The sequence below is a fragment of the Viscerimonas tarda genome, assembly GCF_054601255.1.
In genome coordinates, this window is sequence record NZ_BAAHWV010000012.1 from 86,273 (window position 1) to 100,753 (window position 14,481).

Genomic DNA, 14,481 nt, shown 5'->3' on the forward strand with positions numbered 1-14,481 from the left:
AAATATGTTTTTGGATTTTATTTATCCACAAACCGGTTAGCCCGTTCCACAGCTATATTAATATTGTCGCAGATGTTTTCCTCGCCTATCAGTTGGGGGAAGCCTGTTTTCCGTAGCATTTCCCTCACGTTGGGTCTTACGCCCGACAGAATAACGTGAATATTCTCTTTTTTCGATTTCATACACAGGTTTTTCAGGTTCTGCAACCCGGTCGAATCCATAAAGGGAACTTTTCGCATCCGTATGATTCTGACTTCCGACTTTTCGCCTATCTGGCGCATACTTTCATCAAATTTGTTGGCTATCCCAAAGAAGAATGGCCCATCTATTTCATATACTTCGATGCCTTTTTTCAGGCTTAGTTTTTCTTCCTGCACAGGCGCTTCCATATCGTCCGAAAGGTTCAGCTCGTCCTTGATAACGGATACCTGCGTATTGTCCATAATGCGTTTCATAAACAGGAATACGGCCAGCAACAAGCCTATTTCTATGGCAATAGTCAGGTCGAAGATAACAGTCAGTCCAAATGTGGTAATCAGCACGGCAATATCCGATTTTGGCCCTTTCAGCAAGCCTTTGAATGTGCGCCATTCGCTCATATTGTATGATACAATAATCAGCACTCCGGCCAGGCAAGCCATGGGGATATGCTTGGTCAGGTCTCCCAAAAACAGTAAAATCAACAGCAAAACGATGGCATGAATGATTCCTGCTACGGGTGTACGACCGCCGTTGTTGATGTTGGTCATAGTGCGGGCAATGGCGCCTGTTGCCGGAATACCTTTAAAAAATGGCGCTATAATGTTGGCAATACCTTGGGCAATGAGTTCCATATTTGAGTTGGTACGCGCTCCCGTTACACCGTCGGCCACTTTAGCCGATAGCAGCGATTCGATGGCTCCCAGAATGGCGATGGTGAAGGCCGCCGGGAAAAGTACGTTTATTGTCTCAATGTTAATCGGCAGCGCTTCCATATCGGGCAGCTGGCTGTTTATGCTGAACCGGTCGCCGATTGTTTCAATGCTGTCCACATGCAAAAAGTGTTTCAGCAGAAAAGCGCCGATGGTTACTACTACGATGGCAATAAGCGATCCGGGTATTTTTTTTATGATGCGGGACGAGCCTGCGATAATCAGAATGCTGACAAGCCCAACGCCCAGCGTCCACCAGTCGATGGTATGAATATGCTCGGCATACACGCCCCATTTGGCGATGAAGTCGGAGGGTACTTTGTCGATGCTGAGGCCGAACAGGTCTTTCATTTGTGTCGAGAATATGGTCAGGGCGATGCCACTGGTAAAGCCTACAATGATGGGGTAGGGTATGAACTTGATGACCGAACCAAGCCTCAAAACACCCATCAGTACCAGCATTAATCCCGCCATAAAGGTGGCTATGGCAAGCCCCTGAATGCCATACTGCTGAATGATGCCGTAAACAATAACGATGAATGCGCCCGTAGGCCCGCCAATCTGCACGGTATTTCCACCAAAGAAAGAAATGAGAAATCCGGCCATAATAGCTGTGTATAAGCCTTGTTCGGGGCTGACTCCCGATGCTATGCCGAAGGCAATGGCGAGAGGTAAAGCAACTATACCAACAATTACACCGGCCATCAGGTCGGAAAAGAATTTTTCTTTATTGTAGGTCTTTAGTGAAACGAAAAGCTGAGGGGTAAACCCGTCGAAAATATTAACTTTCATCTTTTTTTGAAAATAATATACTTAAACTAAAACAAAATCCGTATGCAATGCGTTTAATTATATTGCTCTGCTCAATATAGAATTCGTATTGTTTGGATAGATTCTACTTAAATTCACTAAGTTGAGCTATATCTTATGCTTTTTTAAGGCGACAAAGGTATGAAATGATTTGATTTTATAGCGAAAAAGAACTGGAATTTATTATTTTTGTTTCAAATTAATCTAACTAAAAACTTATACTGTTATGGATAAAAGTGTAAAAGGTACAAAAACAGAAAAAAGTCTATTAACATCGTTTGCCGGTGAATCGCAAGCCCGGATGCGTTATACTTATTTTGCCAGTACGGCAAAAAAAGAAGGTTACGAACAAATCTCCGCTATCTTCCTCGAAACGGCAGATCAGGAAAAAGAACATGCGAAACGTATGTTTAAGTTCCTCGAAGGCGGAATGGTGGAAATCACAGCAAGTTATCCTGCCGGAGTAATAGGTACTACCGCCGAAAATCTGGCTGCCGCCGCTGCCGGTGAGCATGAAGAATGGTCGCTTGATTATCCTGCATTTGCAGATATTGCCGAAGACGAAGGCTTTAAAGAAATAGCCGTTATGTATCGCATGATTGCCAAAGTGGAAGCAATGCACGAAGAACGCTACAAAGCTTTACTCGACAGGGTTCAGAAAGAAACAGTATTCTCGAGGGACGAGGCTATCGACTGGCAATGCCGTAATTGCGGATTTGTATTCAATGGCAAAAGCGCGCCCAAAACATGTCCGGCATGTTTGCACCCGCAAGCCTATTTTGAACCCAAAAAATGGAATTTTTAATCAAGTAGAAATTACGAATTACGAATATAGGGGCGAAACATCTTTCGCCCTTGTGTTCTAAATGCAAACAGGCAAGCGCCACAGGTACGCAACAATACAAGTGTCGTCCCTGCGGGACTAGGGTCGCATATCGCAGCCTGTCCGTAAGCTAAAGCATACGGTTAATAAAGTGCAGTCCCCTGCGGGACTAAATACAGAGTTTTGCTGGTGAGCCATTCTGTAACTCGTAACCCATAACTCATGCCCCGTACTTGTAACTCGTAACTCGTAACAAAAAACATGAATATACAGCAATTAGAATACATTATAGCGGTGGATAATTATCGTCATTTTGCAAAGGCAGCCGAAGCATCTTTTGTTACGCAACCAACCCTGAGCATGATGATACAGAAACTTGAGGATGAACTGAATATAAAAATCTTCGACAGAAGCCAGTTGCCGGTGCAACCTACGCCCATAGGTGTCTTGATAATCAATCAGGCGAGGCTCATCGTTTCGCAGGTAAAACAAGTCAAAGAAATTATACAGGAAGAGAAAGGCATTGTACAAGGGGTGTTCCGCTTGGGAATTATCCCGACAATTGCGCCTTATCTATTGCCCAAACTCATGTTGCAGCACGACATAAACGGATACGATATTGAACTGGCCATCGAAGAAACAACAACAGAACAGATTATCGGGAAACTGTTTAACGGAACGCTGGATGGCGCTATTTTGGCTACCCCGCTAAAGAATGAGAAAATTCAGGAACATCCTGTTTATTACGAAAAATTCTATGCCTACATATCGCCTAAGGAAACATCGCTGTATGCGAAAAAGGAAATTGAAGAAGACGATATAGACATCAGTAGTTTGTGGTTGCTCGAAGAAGTACACTGCTTCCGCAGCCAGATATTGAGAATCTGTAATTTGAGAAAACGCAGAGAAAAAACCACCCATAACCTGTTCACCTACGAGGCGGGAAGCATTAATACACTCATTAATATCGTCGATAAAAATAGCGGTCTGACTATTATTCCCGAAATGGCCATCGAGGGCTTGACCGAAGCTCAACAAAAAAATGTAAGACCATTCAAGGGCATCACACCGGTCAGAGAAATAAGCCTTGTAACACGAAAAGATTTTCTGCGGGAACGTGTGCTGAAAATCATTATCAGCGAAACCCAAAAAGCGGTGCCCAAATCATTCTTGGATACCGGACTTAAAGAGCACGTTGTTGATTTATAATTTTAAAATACCAAACTTATTCCGGCCATGGCATTGAATCCGAGATGTGTATAACCATACCAGATGTCGTATCGTTGATTCAATATATTATTTACTTTGGCATTGATTGATAGCCAATCTGTAATCTTGTATGCTCCGCCGAGGTTTAGCTCGTTTATGCTCTTCATTTTGCGAATAGTGTTGTCGTCAAGGGCTTCCCTGCCTGTTGCAAGTTTGTAACTTATCGAAAAGTTTAAGGCATCGGCAGGTTTGATGTAAGCGCTCAAGTCAAATGTCATCTTAGGCAAGTTCCATGCGCCGAACGTGCGCGGACCTCCGTCGAAGTCATCACCGTCCACCTTGTAGAAATAACCGGTCAGTTTTGCCGACAAATCGGTATTTGGTATCAAGCTGGTTTTTATCAATCCGCTGAAATGTCCTGTACCCAGATTCACATATTCGGGCAGCAATCCGTCTATATCGTTAATATACAGGTGTTCATCAATTGTCTGTTTATAACCGCCGGACAGATCGAACTCGAATCCTTCAATTACTCCCGACCTGAATCCCGCTGTGCCATCGAAAGGCGTACGCGAGTAGTGGACTTTACTGCCCTGATTAAAATACCTGTTTTCTTGCATTGTTTGCAGGTAAGTGTTTTCGTTTATTTTGCCTGTGATGTCGGCATAAAAAGAGGTTTTATCTACAAATTGCCACGAAAACCCGAGGTCGGGCGCTACCAGAAATTTATTTTTGCTATCGGCGGCATAATTGCTGGCTAGTCCCAACGATAATAAGTAATTTCCGCCGTCTATATCCAAATGTGGAGTTACACTAAATTTGGTAAGGCTATGGAACGAAACCTTGTCTGCTACAAAATCGGGTTTTTTGAAACTTTGGTTTAATAGGCCAAAGCGGACGCCTATCAATTTATCTCCTCTGAAAGGAGCCTCCAATTGAAGGGCTGCATTGATAATATTCCCCGATATTCCTTTATCTGTGTATGAATAAGGATTATATTTTGTTGTGAAATAATCGTATTTCAGCGAAATATTGTACCTGAATAAATTATTGTCTTTTGATTTGAGGCCTGTTCCGAGTTGAACGACACTTAATAATTGTTTTTTATTCATGTCGATAACAGAACCCGAAAGATAGGCCGATGATGGTTTTCCGTAATAATTGAAGCCCGTATTTTCATATCCGCCATTCAGAGACCAGGTTGAGGCCGAAAATGCATGTTGAAATTCGGTAGCAATCAGCAGATTGTCGTATTTTACCTTGGCATCTTTCAGTCCGTCATTCTGCTCGGTGTAGTTTACTTTGCCATTGATGGAATTGTAGCGCGCCAGAATGTCGAGTTTGTCGGTTGTTGAATCCAGTATCCGGTATCCGGCTTTTCCGTCTATGAGCGCACGGGTTCCGGCTCCAACAGACAGGTAGCCTCTTTTTTTATTGAAGTCTATTCCCGTTTTTATATCGCCCGAGCCTGTATCCCCGATAGGGAAATTGCTGAAGTTGAGCGTCGGCTGGCGTTCTTCAAACTGGGCGTTTACTTGTTTAACAACAGGCTCGTGTATGGCAGGCAAGGTGTTTATCTTGAATGCGTCTTGCAATGTGGGATTAAAATCCCGTTCGAGCAGTACCTGCCTGTTCAATGTCGAATCATTTTCCGCCTTGTTCTGCGCATTTGCAGCGGTGGAGGAAGCGATGAATAATAGGCTGAATATGATTTGTTTATATGCTTTTGTCATTGTTTTGCTTTTTTGTTGTTCTTTGGGCAGACACCTGGGTCTGCCCCTACCTGTTTTTATTTAATCCGTTCGTTAATGGCGTCCTGAATATCCTGTTCGTAGCCTTTATAATTTGCTTTCAGGCTTTCGATGTATTGTTTTGCCTTGAAGCTGTCGCCTTCTGCCGCATAACAATCGGATAGAACCACCAGTGCTTTGGCCATCCAATATTGGTGAGGCGTACCTTGTTTCATAAAGTCCTGCACCTGTTTGATGGCTTTATCGTACGATTTCCACTTGAAATAGGTTTCGGCCAGCAGGTATTGCGCTTCTGCTCCAAAAACATTGCGGGTGTCAGCCGCCAAGCTTTGATAATCTTTCACGGCAGCGTCTGTTTGCTTGGTATTCATAAGCGATTTTGCTCTGAAATAGGTGGCTTCCGTAATAATGTCGGGCGATGTTTTTTCGCTCTTCAACAAGGCCGAGGCAGCGTCTATCACTTCTTTGTCCTTGTTCAGTTGCGAGGCTGTGCGAAGCATACCCAGTTGTGCGGTATTTTTATTATTGGCAATTGTTGTAGCATTGTCCAGCTTTTCGTAGGCGGCATAAGCCTCTTCGTAGTTCTTTTTGTCGAATTGTATTCCCGAAATATAAATCAGTGCATCGTCCAGGTATTTGCGGTTGTTGGATTTAACTACTTCGCTAAATTCATTCAACGCCGTGTCCATATCTTTGTCTTCAAAGGCCATGTAGCCGAGAAAGTAATGTGCATCGCTCCAGAATATTCCTTTCGGATTCGATTTCAGGTAATTGCTCATGGCTGCTTTGGCATTGCTTTTCTGTCCTTTCATATACACGTTTTCGGCGGCGAGGTAAGAGAGTGAATCCTGTCTCGCCGATGAAACGATAGTCCCCATCCCCAGCGAGTTGACATACGAGGCGTACGAATTAATGTCGTTCATGTCCTTATACACGCTCTCGAGGCTTTTAACGGATATACGCGCCTCTTCCGAGTTGGGATAGGCGCCGATAACACGCTTGTAGGCTTCTATCGACTTCTGATGATTGTTGGTATTAAAGTACAATTGTCCCAACTGAACCCCGGCCTGCGGATTTAGCGGCGATTGCGGATTTTCATGCACCAGCTTCTCCAGCACATTGATGGCATCCTTATCGCGGCTCAGCATCACCAGCGCCCGGCTTTTTTCAAAAAGGGCATCATCGTAGTAGGATGAATCGGGGTATTTCCGCATCAGATTGTCCAAGGCGGCGATTTTTCCGGTATAATTCCGTTGCAATCCCAATACAAATGCTTTTTGAAACTCGGCATAATCGGATGCTGACGGGTTGGCCGATACGGCTTGTGCATAGTACTTTTCGGCCTCGCTAAAATTGCGGTTATACAGGTAGCAATCGCCAATGCGGTTCAATGCATCGGGATAATTGGGTTTGCTGCGGTCTCTTTCCAACGAAACATAGCGCTGGAAATTGGGCAATGAATTGGCATATTGTTTTGTCTGAAAATAAGAATAGGCCAAGTTGTAATAGGCCAGGGCATAATTTACATCCGAGGGAGTGGCATTGCTCAGATAGGTTTGGTAGTCATTGGCAGCCACTTGGTAATTGTTGTTCCGGTAAGCAATTTCGCCTTTCCAGAAATACGATTCGTTTCTCACTTTCGGGTCGTAATCGCCCATGCCGATACAGGCGTTAAAGTTTTGTTCGGCTACGACGTAGTTGTTATTTACAAAGTTCTCGGTTCCCAACCTGAAATAGATGATTTGCTTGGCCTGCAAAATCTGCCTTCCGGGCGATTTAATTTCGTTGATGGCATTCAACGCTGCGGTGTTATTTTTGGTAGAAAGAAGTGTGGAGGCCAGTATCTCGTTCACCTGATTCGCATACTTCGATTGCGGATATTCTTTCAGAAAACGCTGAAAAACGGTTACCGACTGGTCGAATACCGAAAGCGCCGTTTGGTGGACCAACAGGGCGTAATTGTAAAGAGCAGCTTCGCCGGTTTCAGGGTCGAATTTGGCGCGTGAGGCGGCTTCAAAAGCCATCAATGCGCTGTTGTTGTCCTTCAATTTCAGGTAGGCTTGTCCCAGTTGCATGTTGGCGACTTGTCCCAGTTTGTCGTCTGCCGATGCGGCTTTTTTCAGGGCATCTACTGCCTGCTGATACTTGCCGGTTTGGTAGTACGATGTCCCCAGCAGGTACATGTCTTCCCGCAAAGGTTTATCCTCGAGGCTGAGGTATTTTTCGTAATTCTGGATAGATTGGTTGGTGTTGTATAAACGGTTGTAACTATTTCCCAATAAGCGGTATATTTCTTTGGTATTCTTGCTGTCAGGATAGAGCCTCAGGTAGCTTTCGCCTTCCGAAACTGTTTTATCAAGCTCGTTTTGGATGAAATAACCTTGGGTGATGAAGAACGTGGCCTCTTCCTTGTATGCGGGTTTGTTCCTGAACTTCTCGAAAACGGCGATAGATTTATCGTAATTCCCCTCTCCGAAATCAATGTAGGCCAGGTAGTAGGTTGCCGGTTCGGTATATTTACGGCTGTTGCGAGTCAGCAAGCCAAATTGTTGCTTGGCCTTGCCCCTGTCGCCTTTTTGCAGGCTGGAATAGGCGTAGCGGAAACTGTAATCTTCCTGGTCGGAGGCGCTTAAATAATCAATATCGGATTGGTTGAACCAATAAAGCGCTTTTTGCCATTCTTTTTTGTCGAAGTGGCAACTGCCGATATAAAAGCACAACTGATTGCGGTGATAGGTTTCGGGATGGGCATCAAGGAAGTCTTTCATCCCGATTTCGGCTTCTTTGTTTCCGTTGAAAAACAACGAGCTCACAATCATGTAATCAGCTTCGACGGCTAGCTGAGGATTGGTCGAACGTTTTAAGAACTCGCTCAGGGAGTGTATGGCTCCTGTGTAGTTTTTCTCGAAAAACAGCTCTTTTCCTTCATTAAAATACCTATCGGGAAGTTCATCCTTAACCGGTTGCTGTGCATACGCAAACTGTATTCCTACAGTTATTCCCACTATTAAAAGAATTTTCTTCATGTCGGATATGGTTTGTTTTTTTATTTGTTTATCAATATTGTAGAGACGTGGCGTGCCACGTCTTTATGCCAGGATATGGTTTGACAATAATATCTTTCTCAGCCCATCTCTCACCGAGTGTAATCCAAATCGTTCGGACTCCAAGTCCTGCAAGCGGATAAATTCCAGCTTGGCAACATCATCCTCGGCTTTCAACGACGAAATATCGCTTACCTCGCAGCGGAAAAACAGGTCGATGGTATGTACCTCAAAGCCCGAATACACATATATATTGGGCAGCGAAAACAGGTAGTTGATTCCTGTAACGGTCAGTCCGGTTTCTTCTTTTACCTCGCGTGCTACGGCTTCCTCAGCTGTTTCGTCCATGTCGATAAATCCTCCCGGAAGGTCTAGCGTTCCTTTTGCCGGTTCGTGCGCCCGTGTGGCCACCAGCAATTCGTTGTCGGAATTGAGGATAAGCGCGACTGTCGCCCCACATGAGTTAAAATAGTAGATGAAGCCACAGCCTTCGCATTTTTTAGACTTGAAATTGTGCTCTAAAAAACGGTTATCTCCGCATTTCGGACAGTAATTGAACTGTGATAATGGATGCATACCTTTACGTAACTTATAAGAAAGGCAAAAATACGGTTTTTATTTGAAAAACCAATTAGAATAGGAAAGCATTAGAGCAGAAAGCTTTTTGCCACGGAGGAATACGGAGAAAATTTCACGGAGTGTAGTTGCAAATCATAGCTTTAACGCCTTCGGCGTAACAGAGAGTATATAAAATTTTCATGCGTTTTCCTCATAATTAACCAAATTACTAGCAAACATGTTCTTTAGAATCATTAAATTTGTAAATTAATATTTATAATTATGAAATTCAAAAAACTACTTTCTGCGGTTGTGTGTTTCTTGGCGACAACAATCGCTTGTGCACAAAGTGGTACTTGTGGCGAAAACCTGACATGGACGTTTGACAGTACTACCGGAACTCTGACCATTAGCGGCACGGGAGCAATGACGGATTATTCTGATAATTCTCATGCACCTTGGTTTTTTAGCTTTCGCTCATCTATTACTAACGTGGATATACAGGATGGTGTAACCAGTATTGGAGTGTGGGCGTTTGTAGATTGTAGCAACTTAACGTCAGTTAGTGTTAGCCGCAGCGTAACCAGTATTTCAACCGCTGCTTTTCCATATTGTAGTGGGTTGACTTCTACATCCGTAGCGAAAGAAAATTCAGTTTATACAGATGAAGACGGCGTTTTATTTGATAAGGCAAAAGAGACATTGATAAATTATCCTGAAGGTAAATTAGGAGATTATATTATTCCCAACAGTGTAAAAACTATTGCGCGTGGCGCGTTTGGGTATTGTCGTAAGTTAACGTCAGTCATTATCCCCAATAGTGTAACAAGCATTGAAGATTGGGCTTTCTCCTATTGCGGAGGTTTGATTTCTATTACTATTCCCAATAGCGTAGAAAGTATTGGAAGCCAAGCATTTTATTATTGCAGTAAACTGACAGATATTTATGTACAGAATACTACTCCTCCAACTTGTGTTAGTCCCGCTTTTGACCTTTCTTATTCTCCTACTGTTTTGCATGTGCCATCGGGCGCCAAAGAAGCCTATCAATCTGCCGATGTTTGGAAAGAATTTAAGATTGTAGATGATGTTACCGGCATAGACCCCATTTCAGCCGACGACCTCATCCTCTCTACGCAATACTACGATTTGCAAGGCAAAACAATATCGCAACCGCAACAAGGCGCTGTTTATATTGTAAAAGAATTGCACCAATCGGGCAAAACAACGGTGAAGAAAATAATACCGTAACTAGTAGGGGCTGTGTCATAAGTATTTTTCTGAGGTTGTCATTGGCTCAGGCCGATTTACGCTCCGCTCCAATTGCGGGATCCGACCCGCAATCTCCTGACATTCAGCTGATGTTTGTTAGGAGATCCCGTGTCAAGCACGGGATGACAGACTTTTGAGACAGCCCCCTACATATACAAAAAAAACGCAGATTATAAATTAATAATCTGCGTAATTAGCGTTCTTATAAAACAGCTAATCTACAAAACCTGAGCCTTTGAACTTTTTACTGCCGAGCGCAAAGCGCAAGCCATTTGTTCGTGGCGTTTCAGTTCCGAAAAATCACGGTTTCCCGAGGCTGTTGCCGGTAGGACGCTGGGGGTGGTTTTGCGTAGTTTTTGCACTTCGGCGTTGGCTTCCTGAGCTATTCCGGCTAGTTCGGCCAATTTATTTTCCAGTTCGGCTATCTTGGCTTTCAGGTATTTGGCGGGGTCGCTTTCGCTTGGGCTATCCGCAGGAATTGTTTCGGCTTCTTCCGATAATGTTTGAGGGGCTACGGCTTGGTCTGTTGTAGTTGCTTGCTGTGCGCCTTCCTTCGTTTCTGTAAATTGGCCTTCGCCGTCCACCACCAGAATATTTCCATCGGCTAGCAGATGTTCTCCGGCCGGTAACTGTTCGCCGTCGATTGTTGCGAAGCCGTCGGCATCTATCAGCGCTTCTTTTCCATCGGCCAACACAAATATTACATAAGCCGTTCCGCTACCCGTTGCGTCCGATTTGCCAACCGTTTCGATGTCGAGAAAAAAGCGGGTAAGTTTCGACCAGAGGCTCTCGTTCTTTTTGTTCTGTTCTTTGTTCATTTGTTCGTTTTTAGTTTGATTTATTATGGATGAATTCATGATTCCTTCTTTAACCGCCTGCTGAAAAAAGAATCCCTCAAGCGAAAACCCTTTGACGTGTCCTGCCATCACCTGCGTGTTCCAATAGTCCTTATCGTCAATCTTATAGCTGCACATCAGGGTGCCTTTGGGTTGCGGGTCGAATCCGAGGGCGCGGGATTTGTCGTTCCCGGGTTCTTCAACAATCCACAATTCCGACAGGTAATTTCCGGTCAACACTTCCTGATGTTGATGTGTGGTGTTGTGCAGGGCGATGCCTGTCTTCATCATTTTGCGGGCGATTTTTTCGATTTCAACCTCCGAAAAACGGATATAATATTCGCCTAAACGTTCGTCGCGGCGATAAATCAACTGTCCGGGACGAAGTACAACCCCGGTCAGGATTTGCTTTTGTGTGTCGCGACAAAGAAATTCTTCTTTTGCTTGTTGCGCCGATAAAGTGATAAATTCAACTTCGTTGGCCGGTGCATCTACAAACGAAATGGCGTATATGCCGCTTTCGTCGTTCACATTCTCATTTATAAGACAATCAAATACAGGTAAGTTCATAAGCTGGTTTTTTCCGATAGATAAAAAGTTCAAAGTTTCAGGTTCAAAGTTCCAAGTTCAATGTAGAGACGTGGCGTGCTACGTCTCTACATTGAACTTGGAACCTGAAACCTTGAACCTGAAACTTTTTTATCTATCAGGAAACAAACAATAGCGTTAATTAATTTTTTAAACAAAAAAGAGTATGGCAAATATGTATGACATTTCTCCGTTGAGTTACCAACCTAGCAGCAATATGGATTGGTTTACGAAAGCCTTGTTTGGCGGACGGTTGATCGAAAGTGGTAAAATAGACGTTATCACGGGTGTAAAGGAAAGCACGGCGCTTAACCTGATTAATTTTGAGGATTCCCTGCTTCAGGCCGATGGGCGCAATTGTGCATGGACTCCCGACCAGATTTTTAAGTTGAGCGAAAAAGAGGTGGAGATTAAAACCTACAAAATCAACCTCGAACAGTGTATTGATGATTTGGAAAACAAGCGCATCAATATTATGCTGAAACCCGGCGCAAAAAACAGGGCCTTGCCCGAATCGCTGGAAGAAGCGACAATGGCGATGCTGGCGACAGAGTTGAGCAGCGAGATTGAGGCAAAGATTTTTAACGGCGACAGTTCGGAAGAGGAAACCGATTTTGATGGGGCTGTTAAGGTGCTGACCGGTAGCACATCGGCGGTGAAAATTACGGGCGTAACACTCACAAAAGCGAATGTGCTGGCCGAACTCGAAAAGGTATATGCCGCTATTCCCGAGAAGGTTCTGGCCAAGGGATTGGAGAACGACAGCTTAAAAATTTATGTAGCCTACGCCACATTGCAGCGTCTGCGCATGGCCTTGGCCTCTGTCAGCAATCAGGTTGTATCGAGCGCTTTAACATTTCAGGATGATACGCTTCGTTACCTGGGCGTTGAAATTGTTCCGGTGAAAGGCTTGGGTAACAAAACGATGATTGCCGCCGACATGACAAACTTTTTGCTGGCAACCGATTTGTTGAGCGATACCGAAGAAATCAGGATAGGACAGTTCCCGGCTCCTAACGACAACAAAGTGTTTATAGACGGACGTCTTCGCCTGGGTTTTGTCATTCCGTTCGAGGACGAAGTGGTATTTTATAACTAAAAATTAAAAGAAAGAATAACTATGGGATGCAAATTGCAAGCAAATATTACGAAAGAGAATTGCCAATACTCGGTGGCAGGCGTTAAAGCCTTATACCTCTTCAATTACAATAGCGCAAACGCTTACCAGTTTGAGGACGGCGCCATCGAAACAATTACCTTGGCAAACGAGGACGAGGCCTACAAAATCGACTTCGTAGAGGGCTCCGCTTCGTGGTCGGATGAGTTGGCGGTGAACGGCAACGGTGGAAAATACCGCACTCACACCGTCAACTTCACGCTGAGCGAATACAATTACCAGCTGTTGAATCAGGGCGATGCCTTGAGCCTTGGCAAGTTTACGGCAGTAGTTGTCGATAAATCGGGGAGGGTAGTGGTACTCGGACGCAACAACGGCTTATCGGCCACCTCGTTCAACTACGCCTCGGGAGCCGCCGATGCCGATGCAAACGGCTGGACAACCGTACTGGCCGGAACCGAAACGGAAATAGGAAAATTGCTGAAAGACGAATCGGTAATCGCTTCCATTGCAGCCGAAGAGGTTACGGTTGAAGATTGATAGCACGGATTGAGTAATTATAAACCGGCAAGGAGAAATTCTTGCCGGTTTTTTTATTAAAAAATTGAATAACAAAAACAAACAATTCGGAAACTTCAATTTTTTCTTCCGATATTCCTTTTAAATTAGGAAATATGAGCTATATTTGAAAATTGAATAAATTTTCTTATAACATAAACAATTATCATTATGAAAAAACTGTTGTTCACATTCGCATTTGTTAGTTTTATAGTTCTTGGTACACAAGCTCAGTTGAAGTACGGAATAAGAGCCGGAGCAAACCTGTCCAGCCTTTCGGGAGACGGAGATGAAGCGCTGAAAAGTGTAACCGGTTTCTATGTTGGCCCAACCATCGAAGCAACAATACCAATAATCGGTCTTGGCGTGGATGCCAGCGTTCTGTATTCCCAGAAAGGGTTTAAGGGAACTACTGGTAGCGAGAAAAAAACAGATTATATTGAGGTGCCTGTCAGTTTGAAATACAAATTAGGGTTGCCAATAATAGGCAAATTGGCTACCCCGTTTATTGATGCGGGCCCTTATGCTACTTTCAAAGTTTCAGGAAAGTCGCCGAGTGATGCATCAGCGCTGCTAGATCAGTGGAAAACAAAATCTTTCGGCGCAGGGCTCAACTTTGGCTTGGGCGTTGAATTGTTTGGCAAATTGCAAGTAAGAGGCGGCTATCAACTCGGATTAACCGACAGTTACAAAGAAGGCATCAGCGGTGTAGGCTTTAAAGACAGAACATGGAGAGTAGGAGCAGCAGCGCTTTTCTAAACGAAAAATAGATGAAAAATATTGAGGGCGAATCATGATTCGCCCTTTTTCTGTGCCTGTCATTGCGGGTCGGGGCCTGCAATGACAAATAGGGTGCAATTCATCGGTTGCCACCGTAGGGGCGTATGGCATACGCCCAGCACACGACAATCAAAATACATGCAATGATGAAACATTTGCGCGTTTCGACAATGCGTGTATCGGGCGTATGCCATACGCCCCTACAATTGCGTCGTGCAATGCAC

General features: G+C 44.2%; 11 protein-coding genes. 6 read left to right on the top strand and 5 right to left on the bottom strand.

Annotated elements, in window-relative coordinates; all coding sequences use genetic code 11:
• Positions 1–17: 17 nt before the first annotated feature.
• Positions 18–1,703, bottom strand: a complete 1,686-nt coding sequence (locus ACYPWY_RS07315) for a SulP family inorganic anion transporter (RefSeq protein WP_459684785.1) — start codon at positions 1,701–1,703, stop codon at positions 18–20.
• A gap of 244 nt (positions 1,704–1,947) precedes the next feature.
• On the opposite strand from ACYPWY_RS07315, the gene rbr reads away from it, so the two are divergent.
• Both rbr and ACYPWY_RS07325 read left to right on the top strand, forming a co-directional pair.
• Positions 1,948–2,526 carry a rubrerythrin gene (gene rbr / locus ACYPWY_RS07320; RefSeq protein ID WP_459684786.1) on the top strand — a complete coding sequence of 193 codons (579 nt, stop codon included), beginning with the start codon at positions 1,948–1,950 and terminating at the stop codon, positions 2,524–2,526.
• A 279-nt stretch (positions 2,527–2,805) separates the two neighbouring features.
• A complete protein-coding gene (locus ACYPWY_RS07325; protein ID WP_459684787.1) occupies positions 2,806–3,753 on the top strand; it encodes a hydrogen peroxide-inducible genes activator in 948 nt (315 codons plus the stop codon).
• A gap of 2 nt (positions 3,754–3,755) precedes the next feature.
• On the opposite strand, the gene ACYPWY_RS07330 is transcribed toward ACYPWY_RS07325, so the two are convergent.
• The 3 genes from ACYPWY_RS07330 to ACYPWY_RS07340 form a co-directional block, all read right to left on the bottom strand.
• Positions 3,756–5,486, bottom strand: coding sequence for a TonB-dependent receptor (locus tag ACYPWY_RS07330; RefSeq protein ID WP_459684788.1), 1,731 nt, complete (start codon positions 5,484–5,486; stop codon positions 3,756–3,758).
• Positions 5,487–5,542: 56 nt separating this feature from the next.
• A complete protein-coding gene (locus ACYPWY_RS07335; RefSeq protein WP_459684789.1) occupies positions 5,543–8,530 on the bottom strand; it encodes a tetratricopeptide repeat protein in 2,988 nt (995 codons plus the stop codon).
• A 63-nt stretch (positions 8,531–8,593) separates the two neighbouring features.
• Positions 8,594–9,124, bottom strand: a complete 531-nt coding sequence (locus tag ACYPWY_RS07340) for an NUDIX hydrolase (RefSeq protein ID WP_459684790.1) — start codon at positions 9,122–9,124, stop codon at positions 8,594–8,596.
• A gap of 264 nt (positions 9,125–9,388) precedes the next feature.
• Here ACYPWY_RS07340 and ACYPWY_RS07345 point away from each other — a divergent pair, with 264 nt between their 5' ends.
• Positions 9,389–10,357 (top strand): leucine-rich repeat domain-containing protein, encoded by a 969-nt coding sequence (locus ACYPWY_RS07345; RefSeq protein WP_459684791.1) that lies wholly within the window; start codon positions 9,389–9,391, stop codon positions 10,355–10,357.
• Between the two features lie 239 nt (positions 10,358–10,596).
• On the opposite strand, the gene ACYPWY_RS07350 is transcribed toward ACYPWY_RS07345, so the two are convergent.
• Entirely contained in the window at positions 10,597–11,784 is a 1,188-nt protein-coding gene (locus ACYPWY_RS07350) for an XkdF-like putative serine protease domain-containing protein (protein ID WP_459684792.1), read from the bottom strand.
• Between the two features lie 184 nt (positions 11,785–11,968).
• Between ACYPWY_RS07350 and ACYPWY_RS07355 the strand changes: the two genes are divergently transcribed.
• From ACYPWY_RS07355 to ACYPWY_RS07365, 3 genes are all read left to right on the top strand, one after another.
• On the top strand, positions 11,969–12,901 hold the full coding sequence (locus ACYPWY_RS07355; protein ID WP_459684793.1) for a hypothetical protein: 933 nt from the start codon (positions 11,969–11,971) through the stop codon (positions 12,899–12,901).
• A gap of 21 nt (positions 12,902–12,922) precedes the next feature.
• Positions 12,923–13,459 (top strand): hypothetical protein, encoded by a 537-nt coding sequence (locus ACYPWY_RS07360; protein ID WP_459684794.1) that lies wholly within the window; start codon positions 12,923–12,925, stop codon positions 13,457–13,459.
• A gap of 189 nt (positions 13,460–13,648) precedes the next feature.
• Positions 13,649–14,236, top strand: a complete 588-nt coding sequence (locus tag ACYPWY_RS07365) for a porin family protein (RefSeq protein ID WP_459684795.1) — start codon at positions 13,649–13,651, stop codon at positions 14,234–14,236.
• Positions 14,237–14,481: the final 245 nt, after the last annotated feature.

Excerpts from the sequence above, each read along its gene's own strand:
- ACYPWY_RS07315 (WP_459684785.1), bottom strand. The coding sequence starts at position 1,703 with ATGAAAGTTAATATTTTCGACGGGTTTACCCCTCAGCTTTTCGTTTCA.
- rbr (WP_459684786.1), top strand. The coding sequence starts at position 1,948 with ATGGATAAAAGTGTAAAAGGTACAAAAACAGAAAAAAGTCTATTAACA.
- ACYPWY_RS07325 (WP_459684787.1), top strand. The coding sequence starts at position 2,806 with ATGAATATACAGCAATTAGAATACATTATAGCGGTGGATAATTATCGT.
- ACYPWY_RS07330 (WP_459684788.1), bottom strand. The coding sequence starts at position 5,486 with ATGACAAAAGCATATAAACAAATCATATTCAGCCTATTATTCATCGCT.
- ACYPWY_RS07335 (WP_459684789.1), bottom strand. The coding sequence starts at position 8,530 with ATGAAGAAAATTCTTTTAATAGTGGGAATAACTGTAGGAATACAGTTT.
- ACYPWY_RS07340 (WP_459684790.1), bottom strand. The coding sequence starts at position 9,124 with ATGCATCCATTATCACAGTTCAATTACTGTCCGAAATGCGGAGATAAC.
- ACYPWY_RS07345 (WP_459684791.1), top strand. The coding sequence starts at position 9,389 with ATGAAATTCAAAAAACTACTTTCTGCGGTTGTGTGTTTCTTGGCGACA.
- ACYPWY_RS07350 (WP_459684792.1), bottom strand. The coding sequence starts at position 11,784 with ATGAACTTACCTGTATTTGATTGTCTTATAAATGAGAATGTGAACGAC.
- ACYPWY_RS07355 (WP_459684793.1), top strand. The coding sequence starts at position 11,969 with ATGGCAAATATGTATGACATTTCTCCGTTGAGTTACCAACCTAGCAGC.
- ACYPWY_RS07360 (WP_459684794.1), top strand. The coding sequence starts at position 12,923 with ATGGGATGCAAATTGCAAGCAAATATTACGAAAGAGAATTGCCAATAC.
- ACYPWY_RS07365 (WP_459684795.1), top strand. The coding sequence starts at position 13,649 with ATGAAAAAACTGTTGTTCACATTCGCATTTGTTAGTTTTATAGTTCTT.